18 protein-coding genes are annotated in these 21922 nt (G+C 32.7%); 7 read left to right on the top strand and 11 right to left on the bottom strand.

Translation table 11 applies throughout. From position 1 onward, the window contains the following. Positions 1–39 precede the first annotated feature (39 nt). From E0F98_RS05385 to E0F98_RS05375, 4 genes are all read left to right on the top strand, one after another. Positions 40–2208, top strand: coding sequence for an endonuclease MutS2 (locus tag E0F98_RS05385; RefSeq protein WP_132109592.1), 2169 nt, complete (start codon positions 40–42; stop codon positions 2206–2208). A 147-nt stretch (positions 2209–2355) separates the two neighbouring features. Beyond that, positions 2356–2796 carry a thiol-disulfide oxidoreductase DCC family protein gene (locus E0F98_RS05380; protein ID WP_132109591.1) on the top strand — a complete coding sequence of 147 codons (441 nt, stop codon included), beginning with the start codon at positions 2356–2358 and terminating at the stop codon, positions 2794–2796. Positions 2797–2871: 75 nt separating this feature from the next. Beyond that, on the top strand, positions 2872–3000 hold the full coding sequence (locus tag E0F98_RS16250; RefSeq protein ID WP_262708993.1) for a hypothetical protein: 129 nt from the start codon (positions 2872–2874) through the stop codon (positions 2998–3000). Positions 3001–3450: 450 nt separating this feature from the next. Then, positions 3451–4392 carry a peptidoglycan DD-metalloendopeptidase family protein gene (locus E0F98_RS05375; RefSeq protein ID WP_132109590.1) on the top strand — a complete coding sequence of 314 codons (942 nt, stop codon included), beginning with the start codon at positions 3451–3453 and terminating at the stop codon, positions 4390–4392. Positions 4393–4468: 76 nt separating this feature from the next. Here E0F98_RS05375 and ettA read toward each other — a convergent pair whose 3' ends face one another. The 7 genes from ettA to holA all read right to left on the bottom strand — a co-directional run bounded on the left by ettA (position 4469) and on the right by holA (position 14223). Next, the gene (ettA, locus tag E0F98_RS05370) at positions 4469–6163 is read right to left on the bottom strand and encodes an energy-dependent translational throttle protein EttA (protein WP_132109589.1); all 1695 of its coding nucleotides are present in this window, start codon (positions 6161–6163) and stop codon (positions 4469–4471) included. A gap of 207 nt (positions 6164–6370) precedes the next feature. Next, complete coding sequence (locus tag E0F98_RS05365; protein ID WP_132109588.1) at positions 6371–7465, bottom strand: hybrid sensor histidine kinase/response regulator; 1095 nt, start codon at positions 7463–7465, stop codon at positions 6371–6373. After that, positions 7455–8012, bottom strand: a complete 558-nt coding sequence (locus tag E0F98_RS05360) for a chemotaxis protein CheB (RefSeq protein WP_132109587.1) — start codon at positions 8010–8012, stop codon at positions 7455–7457. The genes E0F98_RS05365 and E0F98_RS05360 overlap by 11 nt, the downstream gene beginning before the upstream one ends. Further along, positions 8009–8821: a CheR family methyltransferase gene (locus tag E0F98_RS05355; protein WP_132109586.1), complete on the bottom strand. Its 813-nt coding sequence runs from the start codon at positions 8819–8821 to the stop codon at positions 8009–8011. The genes E0F98_RS05360 and E0F98_RS05355 overlap by 4 nt, the downstream gene beginning before the upstream one ends. Then, entirely contained in the window at positions 8822–12871 is a 4050-nt protein-coding gene (locus tag E0F98_RS05350; protein WP_132109585.1) for a response regulator, read from the bottom strand. A 119-nt stretch (positions 12872–12990) separates the two neighbouring features. Further along, positions 12991–13173: a CAL67264 family membrane protein gene (locus E0F98_RS05345; protein WP_132109584.1), complete on the bottom strand. Its 183-nt coding sequence runs from the start codon at positions 13171–13173 to the stop codon at positions 12991–12993. A gap of 45 nt (positions 13174–13218) precedes the next feature. After that, positions 13219–14223, bottom strand: a complete 1005-nt coding sequence (holA, locus tag E0F98_RS05340) for a DNA polymerase III subunit delta (protein WP_132109583.1) — start codon at positions 14221–14223, stop codon at positions 13219–13221. A gap of 102 nt (positions 14224–14325) precedes the next feature. Between holA and E0F98_RS05335 the strand changes: the two genes are divergently transcribed. From E0F98_RS05335 to E0F98_RS05325, 3 genes are all read left to right on the top strand, one after another. After that, the gene (locus E0F98_RS05335; RefSeq protein WP_132109582.1) at positions 14326–14772 is read left to right on the top strand and encodes a type I restriction enzyme HsdR N-terminal domain-containing protein; all 447 of its coding nucleotides are present in this window, start codon (positions 14326–14328) and stop codon (positions 14770–14772) included. Positions 14773–14781: 9 nt separating this feature from the next. Next, complete coding sequence (locus tag E0F98_RS05330) at positions 14782–15768, top strand: glycosyltransferase family 2 protein (protein ID WP_132109581.1); 987 nt, start codon at positions 14782–14784, stop codon at positions 15766–15768. Positions 15769–15839: 71 nt separating this feature from the next. Further along, complete coding sequence (locus E0F98_RS05325) at positions 15840–16673, top strand: OmpA/MotB family protein (protein WP_132109580.1); 834 nt, start codon at positions 15840–15842, stop codon at positions 16671–16673. A 113-nt stretch (positions 16674–16786) separates the two neighbouring features. Here E0F98_RS05325 and E0F98_RS05320 read toward each other — a convergent pair whose 3' ends face one another. The 4 genes from E0F98_RS05320 to E0F98_RS05305 form a co-directional block, all read right to left on the bottom strand. Next, positions 16787–17407: an L-threonylcarbamoyladenylate synthase gene (locus E0F98_RS05320; RefSeq protein ID WP_132109579.1), complete on the bottom strand. Its 621-nt coding sequence runs from the start codon at positions 17405–17407 to the stop codon at positions 16787–16789. 140 nt (positions 17408–17547) lie between these two features. After that, a complete protein-coding gene (locus E0F98_RS05315) occupies positions 17548–17856 on the bottom strand; it encodes a GIY-YIG nuclease family protein (protein ID WP_132109578.1) in 309 nt (102 codons plus the stop codon). 114 nt (positions 17857–17970) lie between these two features. Continuing rightward, on the bottom strand, positions 17971–20304 hold the full coding sequence (locus E0F98_RS05310) for an ATP-dependent helicase (RefSeq protein ID WP_132109577.1): 2334 nt from the start codon (positions 20302–20304) through the stop codon (positions 17971–17973). A 224-nt stretch (positions 20305–20528) separates the two neighbouring features. Further along, positions 20529–21782, bottom strand: coding sequence for an MFS transporter (locus E0F98_RS05305; protein ID WP_132109576.1), 1254 nt, complete (start codon positions 21780–21782; stop codon positions 20529–20531). Between the last annotated feature and the right edge of the window lie 140 nt (positions 21783–21922).

Genomic DNA, 21922 nt, shown 5'->3' with positions numbered 1-21922 from the left:
ACTTTGTAACTTTGAGCCTTTTAGAACGTACCGTATAAAATGATATCCATTACCGAAAAGACCTTACAAGATTTACAATTCCCAACCGTTCTCGAAACTATTTCAGAGATCTGTAATACCGACATTGGGAAACAAAAAGCACTAGAAATCACACCTTTTAGAGACAAAGAAACCTTGATGCAAGCTTTATTGCAAACATCTGAATATGTTTCTTCCTTTCAAAATAACAATGCGATTCCAAATCATGGTTTTGATGCTATAACTCACGAAATTAAATTTCTGGCAATAGAGGATAGCTTTCTTGAAGTAGGTAGTTTTAGAAAAATCGCCACCTTGTCTTCAACGGTGAATTTTTTATTGACTTATTTCAAAAAATTCGATGACTATTACCCTCACCTAAATACCAGAGCTTTAGAAGTTGAGTTTACCAAGGAAATTATCACTTCTGTTGATGCGATCGTTGATAAATATGGTGAAATAAAAGACAATGCTTCTCCAGAATTATTAAATATTCGTAGAGATATCAATTTAATTCGCGGAAAAGTCAACCAGAGTTTTGGTGTGGCATTGACACAATACAACAGTTTGGGTTATTTGGATGATATCAAGGAAAGTTTCGTTCAAAACCGCAGAGTTTTGGCGGTTCTAGCGATGTACCGTCGTAAGGTTAAAGGATCCATTTTAGGAAGTTCAAAAACAGGAAGTATCGCCTATATCGAGCCAGAAGCAACCTTGAAATATTCTCGTGAATTAAGTAATTTAGAATACGAAGAGGCCGAAGAAATTACGCGAATTTTAAAACAATTATCAAATGATATTCGTCCGTTTCTGCCCTTATTAATCCAATATCAGGATTTCCTTAGTGATATTGATGTTATTGCTGCCAAAGCAAAATATGCGAATCGAATCAATGGTATAATGCCTACGATTACGGAAGAAAGACGTCTTTATTTTAGAGATGCCTACCATCCTATTTTGTATTTAAACAACAAACAAAAGAAGCAAATTACGCATCCGCAAACCATTGAACTGAAGCAAGAAAACAGAATAATTGTGATTTCTGGACCTAATGCTGGTGGTAAAACAATATCTTTAAAAACAGTTGGATTACTCCAATTGATGTTGCAGTCTGGAATGTTGATTCCAGTGCATGAACGCTCTGAGACTTTTCTGTTCGATAGAATACTTACAGATATTGGAGGCAATCAATCTATTGAAAATCACCTAAGTACATACAGTTACCGACTAAAGAACATGAACTACTTCTTAAAGAAGTGCAATAAGAAAACGATGTTCTTGATTGATGAATTTGGTACAGGTTCTGACCCAGAACTGGGTGGTGCTTTGGCTGAAATTTTCCTCGAAGAATTTTACCATAGGGAAGCTTTTGGAATAATAACAACTCATTATTCGAATCTAAAAATTCTAGCCAATGAGTTGCCTTTTGCGACGAATGCTAATATGATGTTTGATGAAAAATCATTGGAGCCTATGTATAAGTTGGCATTAGGCCAAGCAGGAAGTTCTTTTACTTTTGAAGTTGCTCTAAAAAATGGAATTCCTTTTAGTCTAATCAATCGTGCTAAGAAAAAAATTGAAGTTGGAAAAGTGCGTTTTGACAAAACCATTGCGACCTTACAAAAGGAACGCTCAAAGATGGAAAAGACTTCACAAACGCTAAAAGAAGAAGAAACCAAAGCGCGTGAGGAAGGAAAGAAAATGGAAACGATCAATGTCAAAATCAAACAAAAACTAGAAAGCTATCAGGAATTGTATGACAGTAATCAAAAAACAATTTACATAGGCCAGAAAATTGAAGACATTGCCGAGAAATATTTTAATAATAAAAGTAAAAAAGACCTTATTGGTGAGTTTTTGAAAATCATCGAAATTGAGAATTCAAAACGCAAGAAAGCCACTCCGAAAGAAGCCAAAGCTATCGTAGCCAAGAAGAAAGAAGTCGTTGCCGAAGTGACGGTTCATGTAGAGGAAATTAGGAAAGAAAAGAAGGAAAAGAAGCTAAAACCCGTAGTCGAAAAAGTAAAGGCTATTTTAAGAGTAGGTGATCGTGTGCGCATGCTCGACGGAAAAGCTGTGGGAAGTATTGACAGTATAGAAAAGAATAAAGCAACTGTAAATTACGGCATGTTTACCTCGAAAGTCAGCTTAGATGAACTGGAACTGGTGGAAGCGATGAAGAAGAAGTAATCAGTGTTCAGGATATAGCGTCTTTGCGAGGAACGAAGCAAACTCACTAGAGTACATCGACAAACCTAGTAAAGAATTTTTGTTGTTTATATACGTTATGCTATTGCTTCGTGCCTCGCAATGAAAGTTAAATTAATACTACTAAATATGTCAAAAGAGATTTCTCCGTCACTATTAAAGATACCTAAAGAAAAAAAAATTATCCTTTTTGATGGCGTTTGTAATTTGTGTAATTCGGCGGTACAATTAATCATAAAACACGATAAAAAAGATCTATTTCGTTTTGTTGCTTTACAATCTGATTTGGGAGTGGAAATATGTAAGCACATTGGAGTAGACCAACAAAATACAGATAGTATAATACTTTACGAACCTGGAATAGCTTATTACTACAAATCGGAAGCGGCTTTAGAAATTGCTTCTAAACTTGGCTCTTTCTATAGTTTACTAGCACTATTTAAGTTTTTACCCAACTCATTTAGTGACATAATATACGATTGGATTGCTAGAAACAGATACAAATGGTATGGTAAAAAAGAGAGTTGTATGATCCCAACTCCCGAACTAAAAGTAAAATTTTTAGTATAAATTTCGATTTACTGATTTTTATCATATTACATCACTTTCAAAATCTATATTTTTGATTTTTAATTTAAAATATACATGAAAAATATAGCACTTATTACTTGGGATAGCGGTTCGATAATTATTGTTTTTGGGTTTGGTTTTGTATGTCTAGCCTTAGTAGCTACTGTTTTGCTTTTAATGAACAACGACAAGAAAAAGAAATAAACCACCTATAATTAAAGTGATTGAAAATGTGATTTTAATCCGCATAGATTAAATCCTAAAAACCACTGAATATAATTGTAAATGCAACATAATAAGGATGCCGAAATGGGCATCCCTTTGTTGTTATAAAAAATGCTGAAATGATACACTCCCTAATTTCCTGTATTTAAAGATCTTCAGATAAATTAATTATTTATCCCTGAACCTTGTTTTTTTTCAATTCAACAAGGACTCCCTCAAATTAATTGTTTTAAGTCAATAAAAGAATCTTTTTCTTACACTTAATTCTAATATTTTCCTAAATTTACTTATCCTACCATACATCATTAGAATGTGTGTGATGTGTGCGTAATATAATTTCTAGTTTTAATTGTTTACGGATACAAGGAAATTTTTAATCTAATCTCATTCGTAACCTACTAGAAAAAACCAAGCTAAATTTAAATATAAATGAAAAATCATTACCAATTAATTACTTCTATAATTCTAATTGTAGTAAGTTGCGCTACTCCGTTACAAGCTCAAGACCGTACTGTCGAAGTAACTTCGGTTCGAAATGACAATAAAAGTGTAGATTTTTTTTATACGAAAAACAAACCGGGAAGTTATACTGTGAAAATGGAGTTTAATAGCTTGAGTAATACTAGTACTTCGCTACATCATGAACAAGTTGTAGAAGGTAATTCAGGAAGACTATTGTCACTTAAGCCTACCAATGGCGAACTGGGAATTGGTTACGGCTATAAAACTTCTTATGCTTTTGGAAATTCAGAACCAAAAGTAGATCGTTTATTTCAATATTTACTTCCGTTTAAAAAAGGAACGCAAATTACTATTTATGAAAGTAGCAATTTGAATGAAAAGTATTTTGGGGCCGAAAAACCTGAAAGTTGGAAATCATATTCTACAAATAGTAAAACAGTTGATTCCGTTTTTGCTATGCGAAAAGGAATAGTTGTTAACCTTAAAAATGAATTTCAAAATGACACTATTACTAAGATGCTTTATACAAGCAAGACCAATAGTATTCAAATCGAACACGAAGACGGAACTTATGCCAGTTACAGCGGATTTAAAAAAGACAGTTTCAAGGTAAAATTAGGAGATATTGTATATCCTAACACCATGTTGGGGACATTGGCAAATTTCAATAATGAAAATTATATTTTACACTTTAGCATTTACTATTTCGATAAAAATCGAATGTTTGAAAGCTCTAAATCTTTAAGAGCATCTAAAACTCCGCACGTATATTTAACTCCTTACTTTTATACTGCAGCAGGAGCAATCAAAATAATCCCTAAAAATAGCTTCACAGTTGATTACAACGAATCTATCATAACAAAAGAAATGTCCAAAAGAGAAATCAAACAGCTATTGAAAAACAAATAAATTTAAGCTAGTTATGCATAAAAAAAGAGGATGCCGCGAAGCATCCTCTTTTGTAAATATCGAAAACAAATTGATATTATCCTCTTATTAGTTTTCTGTATTTCAAACGTTTTGGAGTTAAATCCCCACCTAAACGTTTTTTCTTATTTTCTTCATATTCAGAGAAACCACCTTCAAAATAATAAACTTCAGAATTTCCTTCAAAGGCAAGAATGTGTGTACAAATTCTATCTAAGAACCATCTGTCGTGAGAAATCACCACAGCACAGCCTGCAAAATTATCCAGACCTTCCTCTAAAGCACGAAGAGTATTAATATCCAAGTCATTGGTAGGCTCATCCAGTAATAAAACGTTACCTTCTTCTTTCAAAGTCATCGCAAGGTGTAAGCGGTTACGCTCTCCTCCAGATAATGTTGAAACTTTTTTGTTTTGATCACTTCCTCCAAAGTTGAAACGACTTAAATAAGCACGAGAATTTACTTGGCGACCGCCCATCATAATTAATTCTTGACCATCACAGAAATTTTCCCAAATCGATTTATCTGGATTAATATTGGAGTGCGCTTGATCAACATAAGCGATTTTTACTGTATCACCAATAACAAATTCACCTGCATCTGGTTTTTCTTCGCCCATGATCATTCTGAAAATTGTCGATTTACCAGCACCGTTTGGTCCGATGATTCCAACAATTCCAGCTTGTGGCAAGGTAAAGTTCAAATTATCATATAATAATTTGTCTCCATATGCTTTAGCAACTCCTTTAGCTTCGATTACATTAGTACCTAAACGTGGTCCATTAGGAATATAAATTTCTAATTTCTCGTCTAATGCTTTTTGATCTTCATTAAGCATTTTATCGTAGTTCTGTAAACGCGCTTTTTGTTTCGTTTGACGTCCTTTGGCACCTTGACGAACCCAGTCCAACTCACGTTCTAAGTTTTTTCTACGTTTAGAAGCTACTTTTTCTTCAAGAGCCATTCTGCTTGATTTTTGGTCTAACCAAGAAGAATAGTTTCCTTTCCATGGAATACCTTCTCCTCTATCTAACTCTAAAATCCAACCCGCTACATTGTCTAAGAAGTATCTATCATGCGTTACAGCGATTACTGTTCCTGCATATTGTGCTAAATGTTGCTCTAACCACAATACACTTTCTGCATCCAAGTGATTCGTAGGCTCATCAAGAAGCAAAACATCAGGTTGTTGCAATAACAAACGACATAAAGCCACACGACGACGTTCTCCTCCAGAAAGGTTTTTTATAGGTGTATCTGCATCTGGCGTACGTAAAGCATCCATTGCAATTTCTAATTTGGTGTCAATTTCCCAAGCTCCTAATGCATCGATTTTGTCTTGTAATGCCGCCTGACGGTCCATTAGTTTGTCCATCTTGTCCGCATCTTCATAGTTTTCTGGAAGACCAAACAAATCGTTAATTTTGTTGTATTCTTCTAAAACAGCCATCGTTTCAGCAACACCTTCACGAACAATTTCGATAACCGTTTTACTATCGTCAAGAATTGGTTCTTGTTCTAAATATCCAACTGAATATCCCGGTGCAAATACAACATCTCCCTGATAGTTTTTATCAACACCAGCAATTATTTTTAATAAAGATGATTTTCCAGATCCATTAAGACCTAAGATTCCAATTTTAGCCCCATAAAAGAAACTTAAATATATATTCTTTAATACTTGTTTATCACTACTTGAGTACGTTTTACTCAATTTTGACATTGAGAAAATTACTTTTTTATCATCTGACATATCTTATTTTTTTAATTGTTTTTAAGTAATAATAGTCTTTTAATTAGAATACAATTCTTTTTAAACCACTATTATCGCACACAAAATTAATAAATTTTTGAAGTGCAAAGGTATTATATTTTTATCAAGAAAGACTCTTTAAAGTAGAATGAATCAATCATAATGTTTGTGCTAATTTGAAATAAAATTCAATAAATCCTACTCCTTTTAATCAATAAGTTCAAAATTTGAAATCACAAAGTCACATCCTACATCCTTATTATTTTTAACTTGTATTGAAACATCGTTTCGATCTACAAGCTTCTTAACTAAATTTAAGCCAATACCTGTGCTGCTTTCGCCATTAAAACTCTTACCCAATGTATGAAACATCTCGAAAATTTTATCATGGTATTTATCATTTATACCTGGGCCATTATCTTTAATTGATAAGGAGGAATTTTCTTCATCAAAAGAGATTTTAAGGTTTAAAACTTCCTTGTCATTATATTTAATTGCATTTGATATAATATTAGAAACGATTTGATGAAAAGCCAGAGGTTGAAAAAGAATATTATGATTCAAATTTTCTTTTTCAATTTGAATATTTGTTAACTGATTTGTCTGTTTTAAAATTTCATCAATTGCAATTTCGATATTAACTAGTTCCTTACCCTCATTATTTCGCACATTTTTACTGTAATAAAGTAAATCTTCAATTAATTTTGACATGCTTTTTGAAGATTTTTTCACCATACTAAATAGTTCTGCAACCTCACCGTTAAGCTCAAGATTATAATCTTCCTCAATTAAATTTATTAAAATTTGCATGTTTCCCAATGGCGTCTTTAAATCATGGGCAATGATATGAGCAAATTGTTCTAGTTCCTCATTCTTTTGAGCTAATACTTCATTTAATTTTTTTAGCTCTTGATCGTATTCCCAAATTTTTAGAAATGACTCCACTTTTTTTCGAGTAATTTCAGTGTTTAAAGGTTTGGATAAAAAATCAATGGCTCCTAAATCATATGCTTTAGACAAATACTTTTGTTCATTACTTATTGCCGTGACAAAAATAGTTGGGATAGAGACCGTATTTGGGTGACTCTTTATGATTTCAACAAACTCATAACCATCCATATCAGGCATTTGAACATCAACCAGTATTAACGAAACTTTTTTAGTAAGTAATACTTGTAACGCTTCATTTCCTGACAAACAACTGATGATTTCTCTGTCTGGTTGATCAAGAATACTCTTTAAAGCCATCAAATTTTCAGGCTTGTCATCAATTAATAAAAGAGTATGTTTTTTATTTGGCATAATTATTTATATTTTTTATTATTTTGCTTAGTGTGCACACTATATGATTATTATATATTTTAATTGCCGAAAGTGGCATCGATGAAAATTCGGCTTCGTTAGGATCTTGTACAATCGTTTTTCCTCCATTTTCAGCAATCATTTTTAGACCTATTGCTCCATCTTGATTCGCTCCCGACAATAAAATTCCACAACATTTTTCATTTAAGGCAAACGAAAAAGATTCAAAACTAACATCAATAGATGGTCTACTATAATTGACTTCTTCTGAGACATCTAATGAAAAGCTTAAATTTTCATTTAATAAGAGATGATAGTTCGATGCAGCAGTATAGATATGTCCTGCTTTGACAAGTTCTTTATCTTCAGCCTCTTTAACTTTATAATGAGATTCTAGCTGCAGATAATCTTCGAGTATCGTTTTTGCATTTTTTAGTCTGTGTAGAACCAATACAATAGGAATATCAATCTCTTTATCTAATCCTTTGAGTATAGATAATATAAGATTGAAAGCACCAGCTGAACCACCAATGATAATTATTCTCATTTTATTTTTTGATAAATTTTTTGTTTACTGTCTATAATTTTAAATTTATCATTTATAGAACTAAAACGCAATGACTCTTTATTTCCAAGTGCTAGAAAACCATGAACTGGTAAACTATCATAAAAAAGCTCTAGAACTTTATTTTGTAATTCTTCATTAAAATAAATTAATACATTCCTGCATAGAATAAGCTGACATTCTTTGAAAACACCATCAGTAACTAGATTATGTCTAGAGAATAAAATATCTTTTTTTAATTCTGAATTTATAATCGTTTTTTCTCCGTCAGATACGAAATATTTATTCAAGGATTCTTTTCCCCCAGATGAAAAATAATTATTAGAATATTCTTTAAAATCTTTTATCGAATATATTCCTTTTTTAGATCTATCTAGTGCATTTGTACTAATATCTGTAGCATATATCCTCGATTTATTTAATAAATTAAGTTCTTTTAATAAGATTGCTAATGAATAGGTTTCTTCACCAAAAGAGCAACCTGCACTCCATACGTTAATCTTAGGATAACTTTCTAAATACGGAAAAACATTAGTTAGCAACGAACTAAAAAAATCTGGATCTCTAAAAAACTCGCTAACATTCACGACTATTTCGTTTATGAAAGTATTAAAGTTTTCAGGATAGTTTATCAAATCATTCTTCAAATTAACTATATTAACCATTCCAGAAAGCTGCATATAACGATTGATACGTCTAAGAAAGGATGCTCGCGAGTAGCCTTCAAAGTCGTAACCATATTGTTTTTTTATCAAAAAAACTATTTCGTCAATATCATTAAATTCAATCATCTATTTATATACCCATATACTAATTAAAGAAATAAGCTGCTGTATATCTATAGGTTTAGACTGATAATCAGAAGCTCCAGCATTTAATATTTCTTCCCGATCCCCTTTCATCGCCTTAGCAGTAAGTGCAATAATAGGAAGATTTTTCCATTTTGGATTTTCTCTAATTTTTCGGGTTGCTTCAAAACCATCCATCTCTGGCATCATAACATCCATTAGGACAATATCAATAGTGGCGTTATTTTTTAAAACCTCAAGTGCTTCAATTCCGTTGAATGCGGTTAAAATCGAAGCTCCCTTTGTTGTTAGAGCACTTGAAAGCGCATATATATTTCGAATATCATCATCAACAATCAAAATTGTTTTGTCCTTGAGAACTTCTCCTCCCAATAAATTCGAGACTGTTTTATTCACTTTTTTATTCGAAGTCTCCACAGTATCTAGAAACAACAGTAGTTCATCTTTTAATCTTTCAGTAACATTACTCGTTTTTATAACAACTCTATCTGCACTATTTTGTAATTCTAGTTGTTCTTCATCGGTCAAGGATTGTCCTGTATTAACAATTATATTAATCTGTTTATTTTTTGATACTGTTCTAAGTGCTGCAATGTTTGCAATGTTCTTAGAATCAGGTAAACCAATATCCATAATAGCACAATCAATATCGTCGTTTGCCAAAATATGCTCTGCTTCTTTAAAGGTATGTGCCTGAACACAAATTACATTTCGATCACAGTTATGAATTAGCTCTTTTATTGAATAATTAAGACTTACATCATCTTCCAAAATCAATACTTTTTTAAATACCTTATTTATCTGAATATCGATAGATTCAAAAGCATTCTTTAGTTTAGCTGTAGTAATAGGTTTGATTAAGAAATCAAAAGCGCCCATTTCTTTGGCTAATTTTTCTCTATTCATCCCAGACATAACGTGAACAGGAATGTGTTGTAAATCTTTGTCTTCTTTTAACCATTTTAATACCGTCCAGCCATCAATTCCGGGTAATTTCATGTCTAGAATAATAGCCTTTGGCTTGTATTTTTTTGCATATTGATACCCTGTTTCTCCTTGATAAGCAACTATTGCCTTAAAACCATTATCATGGGCTACTTGCAACAATACGTCTGCAAATGAAGCGTCATCTTCAATTATTAATATGGTTTTGTCATCAATCGAAACCAAATCTCTATCATCCTTAAGATTTTCTGATAAATCTACGACAGCTTCCGACGATATTGGGGTTTCTATCCTTATTGAATCTACCTTATTAGCGCTATGAGATTCTAATTTTTCAGCTTTATAATCTTGGAAATTTGCTGGAATATGCACACTAAATACACTTCCTTTGTTTATCTCACTTTCAAATTTAACTTCCCCACCTAGCAGTATCGCTAATTCCTTAGAAATGAATAAACCTAATCCTGTCCCACCGTATTTTCGACTTGTAGAGCTATCTGCTTGTTGGAATGTTTGAAATAATTTCTTTTTATTTTCTTGCGATATTCCAATCCCATTATCCTCAATATAAATGGATAATACGTCCTCTGATTTCAGTTTAGTCAATGTTTCTGAAGTAAAATCAGTATTGCCTGAACCAGATGAAAAACGTAATGAAACCTTACCGTTTTCAGGAGTGAATTTTAATGCATTCGACAAAAAGTTTTTGAGTATTTGTTCTAATTTTCCAATGTCAGTAAATAATTTTCTAGGACAGTCTTCAGCAATGCTTGTTATTAACTCAATATTTTTCTTTTCCATTTGTGCTCTAAACAAGCCATCCATGTCTGAATAGACTCTTTCGACAATGGATTCTTCACTATAAATTTCGACTTTACCAGCCTCAATCTTAGAAATATCTAAAATATCAGTAATTAGATTTAGTAGATCTTTACCCGAAGAATTGATTACCGAAAGATTATCAATTTGTGGATCTGTTAAATTTCCTAAATTATTCTCTTTTAATAGGTCAGACAGAATCAAAATACTATTTAAAGGTGTCCTTAACTCATGAGACATATTAGCTAAAAACTCAGACTTATACTTACTTGCTTGCGCAATTTCCTCGGCTTTAATATTCAATTCTTCTTGCGCAATAACTAGCTCTTCATTTTTAATGACAACTTCATGGTTTTTATGTTCAAGTTCACGCCCTTTTTCTTCCAGATAGGAATTCGTTTGCTCTAATTCTGCTGCTTGATTCTTGAGTTCTTCCTCCGATTGTTGCAGCAACATAGATTGCTTATTTAACTCTTCATTGCTTTGTCTTAGTTCTTCTTCTTGTACTTGAAGTATGTTATTTTTCCGATTAATTTCATCGACAGAAATTTTCAATTCTTCGTTGCGCACATAAACTTCAATTGCACTTCCTATTGAATCTGAAATCGTTTTTAAAAGTACTTTATGATCATCACTAAAATTTTCCAAAGATCCTATTTCGATCACACCAATAACTTTATCTCGAAAGGAAACAGGTGTAATCAATACATTAAAATAGGGCGTTTCGCCGAGAGAAGAGGCTAAGTAGGAATAAGTATTAGGCAAGTTATTCAAACATCTTTGTTGTTTTGACGAGGCAACTTCTCCTACTAAACCTTCCCCGATCTTAATAACAGCAGGAGTGTTTTTATGGTCAGCATAGCCCCCTATTTTATAAAGTTGATTGCTATCTTTAGTAGCATTAATTATATAAAAATTAGCTTGACAACCTTCGGTTTGCTCGACAAGAGTATGACATATTTTTTTTCCAAATTCCTCTAAATCTGTTGATTCTAATATAGAATTATTGATCTTGCTTATACTCTCCTTCATTTTGTTAAGTTCAATAGAATCTTCTTCCATCCTCTTTAGTTCCAGAGACATTACGTTCATTGACTTATTGAGAGTATCGTTTTGGCTTCTTAGGCTAATTTTTGTTCCATACTGTCCTGAACTAATTTTTGATGCTAACTCTAATTGCTCTTTCATTCCTACTAACATCTGATTAAAGGAATCACTAATATCTTGAAATTCAATATTTCCTGAAAAAGTAGGGTTGCGTATAATTTTTCCTTCTGATATCTTCCTTATTGTTGTAGACATTAAATACAACGAGCCAGATAATTGATTGACTAATTTATATAATAAAATAAAAGTTATTGCTAGAAATAGTAAAAGAATAGAGACTAAAATTATGACACCTCTTAATGCTGATGCTTTTTCATTACTAGCAAATTTTACAATGTAATCTAAATTATCTTTTTCTAATTTAGCGATGTCTTTTACAATATTCGAGGACCCTTTCCACCATTCATGAGGGGAATAATTCAATTTATTACTTATAATATCTTGTGCGGCGTTATTAAAAGACACATAATTTTTAGAGTTTCTAAATTCAATCAGCTTTGCATTTAGAAGATCATTTTTATAATTTGACAATTTGAATTCAGTAGTTCTAATATATACTTTAGACTGAAAGTACAAATCTATTAATGCACTATTATTCGTTTTATCTATTAAAGTTTGCAGTACTACAGCTCTTTTTAATAATGCTGCTCTCTTCAACATCACATAACTGCTATAATTATTTGCAAGTGCGGAAATTTTAACATTTTTACTATAAATAATTTCTCTATCGATTAGATTAATGAGACTTTCGTTAACTTCTGTGTACTTAACAAAAGTAGTGACAGGATCTTCAATTTTATCATTAATACTTTCTCGCAGATTTAAAATTCTTGTATGAGCTTTGTTAAGATCAGTAAAGATTAAAGTATCTTTAATATCATTCTTTAAAAACCATTCATTCGTTTTATGTTTGCTTTCTAAATAATCGTTCTTTTTATTTGTATCAAAAAAAGAATAATTAGCCAACCCGCGCTCGCTGCCAATCAACTCAATACCTTCTGATAATGCAGCTATATTTTTAACATTTTTTAAACTTTCATCAATATTTTTATAATGCTCAACAGAGAAATTTATATTTGAAATAGTGATATAAATTAACCCTGAAAATGGAATCAATAGAATTAATATTAACTGCGATTTTATTGATAATTTTTTCCACATAAACAATTCTATTTTTTTTTAATGTAATATTATATAAAAAAAACACTATTTCCACAGTGCTTTTCTTCTTCTAATATATAAAATCTATTTTTTTTACAGCATTTTTTTTCGACGCGATTTTATAATCGGCCTTTAAGTGAGCTAAAAACCCACGCATTTGCTAAGAATCCCACGCCAACAGCAGCAAATCCCCATCCAGAAACATCGCTGTATCTAAATGCGCCAAGACCTATTAAAAGTAAACCCATTATTATCATTATAAAAGTAGCCCATCCTAAAATAGTATTCTTATTCATTCCCATAATTAAAGTCTGTTTTTTTCAGTGCAAATATCGTATATATAAATACTAATTGAATATATTATAGAGCATTTCTCGCAATAAGTCAGAATTTGACATAGAACTCGCTCCTACTCCTTTACTTTTCACATCGATATCCCGCAAGGAAGCCACAATCTGACTCACCTTTTTCATTGGATAATTTTTAAGCGCTACATCATATTCTTTTAGAAAAAATGGATTGACTCCAATAACTAATGCGACATTTTTCGGGTTTCTATCTTTCAGTCCGTGGTATTTTAGTAATTGGATAAAAAAACCAAAAACCAAACTGGTAGTAACGACCATCGGATTCTCTTTTGGATTATTGGCGAAATTTTCAGCGATAGTGTACGCTTTTAGTTGGTTCCTTTCCCCTATTGCTTTGCGGAGTTCAAACACATTAAAATCTTTACTAAACCCGATGTTTTCTTCAATATCTTTAGGGGTGATTACACTTCCTTTGGGTAAAATAATTTGTAGCTTTTCAAGCTCATTATTTATTTTACTTAGGTTTGTTCCCAGAAACTCCACAAGCATTGCATTAGCTTTGGGTTCGATCGTATATTTTTTACTAGCCAGTATGCGTTTTATCCAATCTCCAACTTGATTTTCATATAATTTTTTACTTTCGTAAACTAACCCATTTTTCCCCAGTACCTTGGTTACTTTTTTACGTTTATCTAATGTTTTGTACTTATAACAAATCACTAAAACGGTAGAAGGCATTGGATTCTCGGCGTAACTTTCCAACTTGTCAATCGTTCGTGTCAACTCTTGCGCTTCTTTTACGATTACCACTTGGCGTTCAGCCATCATTGGATAGCGTTTTGCAGTAGAAATAATGTCTTCGACAGAAACATCTCTACCGTACAAAACGGTTTGATTAAATCCCTTTTCTTCTTCAGACAAGACATTTTTTTCAATATAATCTGATATAATATCAATATAGTAAGGTTCCTCACCCATCAAAAAATAAATTGGTTTGATGTTCCCACTTTTAATATCATTCAGAATTTTTATAACCTCGTCCATTTTTTTGAGTATTCAGTCTTTAGTTGTCGTATTCAGTTAGATCTTTGTAAATAACCCTAACTTTAAGCGGTAAACTTTAAACATTTTAATTATTTTTGCCTGATGCAGCAATTGGATTTTTCTTCTTATACTTTCCGCTTCAAAAATAGCGAAAATAAAGTGTCTATTTTTGACGAAATTAGGAAAAAATTTATCATTCTCACTCCCGAGGAATGGGTTCGCCAGCATGTTGTTCGATTTTTATTGGAAGAAAAAAAATACCCGAAATCCCTGATTAATGTAGAAAAAGTACTTAAAGTCAACGGCTTACGCAAGAGATATGACGTGGTCGTATTTAAGAACGATGGTTCAATAGATGTCTTAATCGAATGCAAAGCTCCCGAAATAAAAATTGCCCAAGCAACCTTTGACCAAATAGCACGTTACAACATGACAATGAAAGCCGAATATTTGATGGTAACCAACGGAATGAATCACTACTTTTGCCAAATGGATTTCGAAAACGAGAAATACCAATTTCTGTCTGAACTCCCTGAATATAGGATCTAAATAATCAAAATGAATATAGCAGTCGTTATCCTTAATTGGAATGGTGTACAATTATTAGAGCAATTTTTACCTTCAATAATCGAATTTTCGCCAGAAGCCACTATTTATGTTGCAGACAATGCTTCTACAGATGAGTCCGTGTCATATATAGAACAGTTCTATCCTACTGTAAAAATCATAAAAAATAGCGAGAACTTTGGTTTTGCTCAAGGATATAATGAAGCGCTGAAACACGTTGATGCTGAAATATATGCTTTGGTAAATTCAGATATAGAAGTAACTGCAAACTGGTTGTCATCTGTTATCGATACTTTTAAAAACGATCCTCAAACTGCGATTGTACAACCTAAAATTTTAGATTTTAAAAATAAAGAATATTTCGAATATGCTGGCGCTGCTGGTGGCTTCATTGACAAATATGGATATCCCTATTGCCGTGGTCGTGTCTTTGATACCATCGAAAAAGACCAAGGACAATACGACCAGGACAGAGAAATATTTTGGGCTTCAGGAGCTTGTTTCTTCATCCGAAGTTATGTTTTTAAAGAATTGCATGGATTTGACGATGAATTTTTTGCTCATCAGGAAGAAATCGATTTATGCTGGCGTGCTATCAATAAGGGATATAGCATAAAATACAACTACAAATCCTTAGTGTATCATGTGGGTGGTGCTACTTTAAAACAAGGACATCCAATGAAAACCTACTTGAACTTCAGAAATTCATTACTAATGTTAACCAAGAACCTACCAAAGGAAAGTTTGTTTGGTATTTTATTTGTCCGTATGGTACTAGACGGAATAGCGGGTATACAATTTATTTTACAAGGTAAATTTTCGCATTTTACAGCAATTATGAAAGCTCATTATTCTTTTTATACTTTATTTTCAAACACTTACAAAAAAAGAGGGACTTTCCAGAGTAAGAAGTATTACAAGCTCAAAAGCATCGTTTTCCAATACTTTGTTAATGGTGGCAAGGTATTTGTTAATTAATTTTAACATTAAATTATCTATTTTATTAACTTTATTAAAACTATTTTTGTAATTCACTAAACATTAAATTTATGAAAAAAATTGTAATTGCCTTATCAGTACTAGCCCTTTTAACCTCTTGTGTTTCTAAAAAGAAATACAGCGAACTAGAAGCGAAAAACAAAGAAACTCAAGACTTATTGAATAGTTGTACCGTAAAATTGAATTCTTGTCTAGAAGAGAAAGCAGGCCTTACAGCAACAGTTGCTGGTTTAAAAGACCACAACCAAACGTTGATCAGTACTTCTAAGGACATGACTGTATTGACTACTAAAGGTGCCGAAAATATTGAAAAAGCATTAGAGTCAATCAAAGAAAAAGATTTAAAAATTACTAGAATGCAAGACGCGTTAACTAAGAAAGACAGTGTTACACTTGCTTTAGTTACAAGTCTAAAAAGAACAGTTGGATTCAATGATCCAGACATTGAAATTAATGTTGAAAAAGGAGTTGTATTCATCTCTATAGCTGACAAATTGTTATTCAAAAGCGGTAGTTACAACGTAACTGATAAAGCAAAAGGAGTTTTAGCTAAAGTTGCTAAAGTTGTAAATGACAAACCAGATTTTGAATGTATGGTTGAAGGTCATACTGATAGCGTTCCGTACATTGGAAACAACATCTTACTTGACAACTGGGATTTAAGTGTGAAACGTTCTACCTCAATTATTCGTGTATTAACGAATGAATTAGGTGTTAACCCTTCTCAATTAATCGCTGCAGGTAGAAGTTCTTACGTACCGTTAGTAGCAAATGATTCAGCTGATAACAGATCTCGTAACAGAAGAACTCGCATTGTTGTATTGCCTAAAATTGATCAATTCTACGAAATGATCGAAAAAGAAATGAAAAACCCAAAACAATAGTTTTGAAAATTCATAGTGTAGTTTGAATTTACAAACTACATAAATAGAAAAACGTTCCGAAATTCGGAACGTTTTTTTTTTATGCTTACATTTCTAAAAACAAAAGCAGCTTACTACAAAATATCTAAACTTCCTTTTCCTTCTCTTATTATTTCTGGTTCATCTCCTGATAGGTCAATTATAGTAGAACCTACGTTATCACCGTAGCCACCATCAATAACCATGTCAACTAGATTTTGCCATTTTTCAAAAATAAGCTCAGGATCAGTAGTATATTCAATCACGTCATCATCGTCTCTAATAGAAGTGGAAACAATAGGATTCCCTAATTGACGTACAATTTCCAGAGCGATCGAATTATCTGGAACACGTATTCCTACAGTAGTCTTCTTCTTAAATTCCTTAGGTAAATTATTATTTCCTGGTAAAATAAAGGTATAAGGTCCTGGCAAAGCTCTTTTTAATAACTTAAAAGTTGCCGTGTCTATTTGTCTTACATAGTCAGAAATATTGCTTAGATCATGGCAAATGAATGAAAAATTTGCTTTTTCTAATTTTATCCCTTTAATCTTAGCTATGCGCTCTAAAGCCTTTGTGTTTGTAATGTCACACCCCAAACCATACACCGTATCTGTTGGATAGATAACTAAACCACCATCTCTTAAAATCTTTACTACTTTGGCTATAGCCGCTTCGTTAGGTTTATCTTCGTATATTTTTATAAATTGTGCCATTTTGTTTTGTTTTATAGTGATTCGCACGTCTCTTCGAGTGATTTTGATTAGTAATGCGAAAGCTATACTAATTAAAATAGTATCGAGAAGCGTTTTAAAAATTAGTTATATCACTAATTTGAATACCTTTTATTTTTAACTTACAAATCTTTAGGTTGATTGATAAACTTTTTCTTTGCTAAATTAGGCAGTTTGTCATATTCTTCGTTGATTAATGCTTCTTTTTTTACCCTAGACCATTTTTTAATTTTTTTTTCAATATCTATTGCAAAATTAATGTCTGTAAATTCACAATAATAAACCAATGTTAGAGGTCTTTTATTTGCCGTATAACAATCCGGATAAAAAGCTTTTTCATGTTGAAATATTCTTTGAGCCAAATTACTAGTTACCCCCGTATAATAAGAGTTGTCAGAACATTTTAATATATATACAAAGGACTGTTTCATAATATCATTTTGTAAACCGCTTTTAATAATACAGTTCTCGATACATTTTGTGTTCCGCTACGCTACACAAAAAACACTCGAACAGACGCACAAAATAGTATGAAACAAAATTTATTATCCTATTATATCCAATTTTGCAAAACGCAATAATAATTTTTTTATACCGCCCACATCAAATTTAATTTCTGCCTTTTTATCAGCCCCTACTCCTTCAATATTGATTACTTGCCCTTTGCCAAAGCGTTCGTGCATAACCATATTTCCAGCAACCAGTTTATTGTCGAATAAATTAGCAGTTCCTGAACTTCCATTATTGGAAATAGCTTTCAATTTACGAATATTTATTTCAGGATTAACAGCATTCCCCTTAATTTGTGGTGGAGGTGTTCCGTTGGCTGGTTTGGCCAAACGCAATTTAGACTTATCCACATCCCCAAAGATATCACTATCAATCATGGGTTTGTATCGGTAATTATTTTCTGCGGGAGTGAGATACTCTAAATATTGTCCATCAATTTCTTCGATAAAACGAGAAGGCTCACTGTCAGTCAATTTACCCCAGCGGTAACGGGATTGCGAATAGGTCAAATACGCCTGATGTTCGGCTCTTGTCAGGGCTACATAAAACAAACGGCGTTCTTCCTCAAGTTCGCTTCTGGTACTCATACTCATGGCACTTGGAAACAAATCTTCTTCCATTCCTACCACAAAAACGTGAGGAAACTCTAATCCTTTTGCTAAATGTATTGTCATTAAGGCAACACGATCTTCATCGCTAGTATCTTTGTCTAAATCGGTGGCTAGAGCTACGTCTTCCATGAATTCAGATAAAGCACCACGAGCACCATCAATTTCTATTTGGCCTTCGGTAAAATCCTTGATTCCGTTTAATAATTCTTCTATATTTTGGATTTTGGCCATTCCTTCGGGTGTGGCATCTTTCTTCAATTCCTGAACCAATCCTGTTTTTTTAGAAACATGGTCCGTTAAGTAGAAAGCATCTTGATTTTCATTAATCACCTGAAAACTTTGAATCATGGTTACGAAATCTAATAGTTTCTGTTTGGTTCCAGAATTTAATTTCAAATCAATTTTATCAATGTTTTGCATCACTTCAAAAATTGATCTTTTATAATGATTGGCTGCGACCATTAATTTTTCGATCGTAGTATTTCCTATGCCTCGCGCCGGATAATTGATCACACGCATCAACGCTTCTTCATCTTTTGGATTGATTACCAATCGCAAATAACAAAGCACATCTTTAATTTCTTTTCTTTGGTAAAAAGACAAACCTCCATAAATTCGATACGGAATATCTCTTTTTCTTAGCGCATCCTCCATCGCACGAGATTGCGCATTGGTGCGGTATAAGATAGCAAAAGCACCATTATTCATTTGGTTTTGCATCTTTTGTTCGAAAATCGTTCCAGCTACAAAACGACCTTCTTCAGCATCAGTCATACTGCGATGCACTTTTATCTTTGGACCAAAATCATTAGCGGTCCAAACGATTTTATCCAGTTTAGTTTTATTTTTATCTATAACGGTATTTGCCGCTTCCACAATATTTTTTGTCGAACGATAATTTTGTTCTAATCGAAAGGTTTGCACCCCTTCATAATCCTTCTGAAAATTCAAAATATTATTGATGTTAGCACCACGGAAAGCATAAATACTTTGGGCATCGTCACCAACCACACATATATTTTGGAATTTATCTGATAAAGCACGAACAATTAAATATTGAGAGTGATTTGTATCTTGGTACTCATCCACAAGGATATAACGGAAACGGTTTTGATATTTCGCCAGTACCTCTGGAAAACGAGTCAATAGTTCATTGGTTTTTAGCAATAAATCATCAAAATCCATTGCCCCAGATTTGAAACATTTGTCTACATAACTTTGATACAATTCCCCCATACGAGGTTTTTTGGACATCGCATCCGCTTCTTGAAGATCCGGATCATTGAAGTATGCTTTTACAGTAATTAAGCTATTCTTAAAGTTCGAAATCCTGCTTAAAACCTGTTTGGGTTTGTAAACATCGCGATCTAATTGCATTTCTTTGATAATTCCAGAAATAGCACGTAGCGAATCCTGTGAATCGTAAATCGTGAAATTAGAAGGATATCCTAACAAATGAGCTTCAGAGCGCAGAATTCTAGCAAAAACAGAGTGAAACGTTCCCATCCAAAGGTTCTTGGCTTCACTAGATCCCACAATATCAGAGATCCGTTTTTTCATCTCACGTGCTGCTTTATTGGTAAAAGTTAGCGACAAAATATTGAAAGCGTCGATTCCTTGATGCATTAAATAGGCAATACGAATCGTTAAAACACGTGTTTTACCTGAACCAGCACCGGCAATAATAATCATAGGACCGTCTTTTTGCAAGACCGGTTCGCGTTGTGCTTCGTTAAGTTGGGAAATGTATTTTTGCATGGAAATTATCTATTTATGCAAAAATAAGAATTTAAGAATTAAAAAGGAGTTTTAAATCGAAATCCGAGGTACTTATTCGATTAATGCTTTACAGGGAAAAATTACAGGCATAGAAAGTTAGGTATTGCACTAATTTCACAAACAAAGTAAAGTTGCACGAAATAATAGGCATTCTATATTTTCGTGTAGTAAGCTAAATCTACTTTATCTATAAATGTTAGATTTTACTTGTTACATTGCTGCAAATTCAGTTTGCTTTCTTGTTCATTTTGCGCCTTTTTAAAATTATTTCCTATCAATATTAAAGTAAAAAATCCACCAACAACTAAAAGTAAATATCCTTCTGCAAGTCCAAATTGTGTATTTGCCTGAACGAGATACGCGACCCCATAGCTAAAAAGAGAAGTAAGCACATAGGTTATTCCACCTGTTAATCCTCCCGCTGTAGCTGCATATTGAGGAAAACTACTCAGGCAGTACGGAAAATAAACACTAAAAGTGAAGCCTGCCGCAATATGAATTAAAAAAGCAAAAATAGCTATCGTGAATAAGTTACTTAGAAATGGAGCACTTAACATCATGGTTAAAACCAGAGCAAACTGAATGTAATTAGCCACTCTTAATTTACTCACTAACGGTTTGCTAATTAATGCTTTCGATAGAAACCCACCTGTCATCCAGCCTGCTCCTAGAAACAATGAAACATATCCCGTTACAATTGCTGAATAACCCAACTCATGTTCCAGAATAAAAGGACCACTCAGACCATAAAACATTACTGCTCCATACGAAATTCCTAACATAAGCAAGCCATATCTAAAATCTTTCCGTTGCAGCATTTCAGAATAGCTGTTTTTAATTGCAATTATTTCCATTTTTTTTCTAGTTTTCAAAGTTTCCCCAGAAAATATCAGCTCTAAAATTAGCATTATAGATCCAAAAAATGCCAAAACGTAAAAATTAGAACGCCATCCGAATCCATATTGTAGATATCCGCCGATAAAGGGAGCGACAATAGGCGCTACAGACCAGACAATAGTCATAATACTCAAATAGCTTTTTTGTTTTGCGCCTTCATAGATATCGACAAACAAAGTACGCTTAGCGACGGCAATAAAAGCTACAGAAATGCCATGTAAAACACGCATGCAATAAATCACCCAAATACTATCGGTGGTCGCTATCACTAAACTCGCTACAATAAAGAGAAGTAAAGCAAGTAGCGACAAGCGGTATCTTCCATAAACATCTAATAGACTACCCGCTACAATTTGCGTTAAGCCATAACTTACTAAGAAAAGCATCAACGTAAGTTGAATATTGCTTTCACTGGTGTTTAACGAAATACCCATTTGAGGCATCGAAGGCAAGTAAATATCTGTTGCTAATCCCGATAAAGGGACTAATGCAAAAGCTAAAATAGTCGCAATTGATTTGTTTTTTTCGGGTAATAATCGAACTTCTTTTTTGATTTTCATTTTATATTATAATTATTCTCAATCATATCAATTTGATAAATGACCCTGTAACTCGAAGGTTTTTCTATTCTAAATTATTTTCGCTTTAAAAACAGTACAACGGCTGAAATTTCCCTTAAAACCGCTTCATTTTTTTCTTA

Source organism: Flavobacterium hiemivividum, assembly GCF_004349145.1.
Classification (GTDB): domain Bacteria; phylum Bacteroidota; class Bacteroidia; order Flavobacteriales; family Flavobacteriaceae; genus Flavobacterium; species Flavobacterium hiemivividum.
The sequence above is the reverse complement of the archived record's forward strand: the minus strand, read 5'-3'. Positions and strand labels throughout refer to the sequence as shown.